The following is a 603-nucleotide window of genomic DNA, read 5'->3' as shown; positions in this document are numbered from 1 at the left end:
ATGAAAGAAAACAAGTATTTTAAAATTGATGAATTTAAATGCAAATGTGGCAAGTGTGAGTTGCCGCCAAATGTCCCAAGTGATGAGCTTATAGATACGCTTTGTGAAATCAGAGAGCATTATAATGCTCCTATTATCATAAATAGCGCTTATCGTTGCAAAGAACACAACGAAAAGGTTGGCGGTGCTAAAAACTCTCAGCACTCCATAGGTAGCGCGGTGGATTTTACAGTTAAAGGCATTAAAACCTCAGATTTACACCAGCATATTTTAAACACTTATGGCGAAAAGCCTTTTGGAATAGCCATAAAACACAATCTTAACAATGAATTTGGCGGTTTCGTGCATTTAGATACAAGAGGCAAAAAAGCAAGATGGACTTATGCTTAAAACAACAACATAGGTTTGGCGCATAGCCTTTAGAATTAAGCTGAGCCTACCCACTTTAGTGGGACGGGGGCTTTAGGGGTTTCAAAAGGGTGTAACCCTTTGTCGCAAGGTGGAATTTACTTCTGCTGCGAAATCAAAATAGAAAGGAGTAAAAATGTTTGATTTATTACTAGCATTTATTTTAATTGCTATTGGTTTTGGTATTGGCTTTTT

At 37.1% G+C, this 603-nt stretch carries 1 protein-coding gene; it reads left to right on the top strand.

Going from position 1 to position 603, the window contains the following annotated elements:
• Nucleotides 1-390 (top strand): D-Ala-D-Ala carboxypeptidase family metallohydrolase (locus tag ELQ16_RS09790; protein WP_134239452.1); only part of this gene is annotated, 390 nt, incomplete at its 5' end.
• Between the last annotated feature and the right edge of the window lie 213 nt (nucleotides 391-603).

Origin of the sequence: Campylobacter sp. US33a, assembly GCF_004378855.1 — a bacterium.
Lineage (GTDB): Bacteria > Campylobacterota > Campylobacteria > Campylobacterales > Campylobacteraceae > Campylobacter_D.
The sequence above is the reverse complement of the archived record's forward strand: the minus strand, read 5'-3'. Positions and strand labels throughout refer to the sequence as shown.